The 1,955-nt window shown below is 56.0% G+C and carries 3 protein-coding genes; all 3 read right to left on the bottom strand.

The genetic code is table 11. From position 1 onward, the window contains the following. Window positions 1-138 (bottom strand): head-tail connector protein (locus WMO66_RS00120; RefSeq protein WP_349134376.1); only part of this gene is annotated, 138 nt, incomplete at its 3' end. An 18-nt stretch (window positions 139-156) separates the two neighbouring features. Further along, window positions 157-1,341 carry a phage major capsid protein gene (locus tag WMO66_RS00115; RefSeq protein WP_349134375.1) on the bottom strand — a complete coding sequence of 395 codons (1,185 nt, stop codon included), beginning with the start codon at window positions 1,339-1,341 and terminating at the stop codon, window positions 157-159. 17 nt (window positions 1,342-1,358) lie between these two features. After that, window positions 1,359-1,955 (bottom strand): head maturation protease, ClpP-related (locus WMO66_RS00110; protein WP_349134374.1); only part of this gene is annotated, 597 nt, incomplete at its 5' end.

Below are 1,955 nucleotides of genomic sequence, written 5' to 3'. Positions count from 1 at the left end.
CTTATAGAACCCCTCCGGGATGTGCTGGTAGCTTTCGGCGTAAGAAACAGCGGCGGTGATGTAGCTTTTCAGCAAGGTATCATCCGCCGTATGTTCCAGGATAAGGTTGGCTTTTACTTTGGAAAGAAGCTCGTCCATCACCGCCGCCTCCTTTCATCAAGACGCCTTCATCTTCAGAAGCTGGATACCCTCCGGCAGGATGATCTTGCCGTCCACACGCTCGGTGGCAACAAAGCCGACCTGACCGTTGGTGGAATACAGCTCGTTCAGACGCTGAACGGTTCTGCCGGTGCGGTCAGCGATCCAATAGCTCTGGAAATCGCCGAAGGCAATGGAGAGCGCACCTGCCGCCAGCGTGGGAGCATACGGGCTGGTGTAAATCTCGTAACCGAGCAGTCTGTCCGGCTGACCCGCCTGCAGGGAGGGCTGCCACAGATACTGACCGTTGGAATCCTTCAGCTTACGAAGTGCGGAAACAGTAGCATCGTTCATCAGGAACTTGGCATTCTTGCGGTAAGGTGCTTTCAGCGCATAGATTAGGGAAATCACCTCGTCGGTGGTGACGGCGGTCGCACTGGCTGCGGTAACGCCGACCGTGCCACCGTTGGTGGTGAACAGGCCGGTGGGCTGACCCGTACCGGTGCCGACGCAGAATGCCTGTTCCTCGGCAGCACCGAAGGCGTAGGCAAACTCACGGGCGATGTACTCTTCCAGATCGAAGGCACTGTCGTCCAGAAGCTCAATGCTTACCTTCACAAGGTCGGTCAGCTTGTAGGCATCAATGGTCTTCTGTGCGAAGGTGGGATTGCTCTCGGTGTAGGCAGCATTTTCAGCAGTCCACGCAGCGGTGGAATGGGTCGCTGCAACGGGGATCTTACGCTCGTTATCGGTAGTGATGACCTTGCACAGACGGCGCATCACATTTTCCTCCTTGAGCGTGTCCACGATGAACTTCTCAAACTCCGTGGGGACGAGATAGCCGCCGTTGGCGTCCACGCCCTCGGAGAGCACATTGTGGAGCATACGTTTGCCGCGCAGATGCAGACCGAAATCCTCGCGGTAGGCGTTAGACGCTCTGCCGGTCTTGGCTTCGCTGGTCGCTTTCTGGGGCTGCTCGGTGATAGGAGAGGATACGGGTTTGGCAAGCTCTGCGGCAATAGCGTCGCGGCGCTCCATGCGTCTGACCTCATTGGTGAGATCGTTCAGTTCCTTCTCCATATTGGCGTAAACGGCATCGTCCTCGGCAGACAGAACGCCTTTTCGGTCGCGGTGGGTGTCGAGGAAGCCCTCCATCGTAGCCCACAGCTTGGCGCGCTTTTCGCGCAGTTCAACGATAGTCATATTGAAATACCTCCATATTAAATGTAGTTTTTGATGGTGTTCAGCTTGGCTCTGAGTTCATCTACAGAGCGTCCCGTGCGCTCCGGCACAGCGGGTTTGGGTTCAATGGCACACTTTGCGGCGATCTTCTCCATGAGAGAGTTCACCACATTCGCCTTGGAATACAGCATGGAAACGGCAGGCGTGGGTACCTCTTCGGATTCCGAGTTTCTCTGCATGATTTCGTCCGCAAAGCCGAGTTCCACAGCCTTGTTTGCGTCCATCCAAGTTTCGGCATCCATGAGGTGCGAGAGCTTGGCACGGGAAAGCCCCGTCTTGATCTCATAGGCGTTGATAATGGAATCCTTGACGCTACCGAGCATTTTGATAGCTTTCTGCATCTCGTCCGAATTGCCGAATGCCGCCGTCATGGGGTTGTGGATCATAAGCATGGACACGGGAGATACCAGCACCTTCGTGCCTGCCATAGCGATGACGGACGCTGCGGATGCCGCAATGCCATCGATTTTCACGGTCACATCACCCTTGTAGTCCATGAGCATATTGTAGATTTGGGCGGCTGCCACGCAGTCACCACCGGGCGAGTTGATCCAGACGGTGATATTCCCGGAGCC

It is taken from the genome of Faecousia intestinalis (assembly GCF_040096185.1).
Taxonomy (GTDB): domain Bacteria; phylum Bacillota; class Clostridia; order Oscillospirales; family Oscillospiraceae; genus JAZOXB01.
This window is presented reverse-complemented; position numbering and strand designations above follow the sequence as displayed.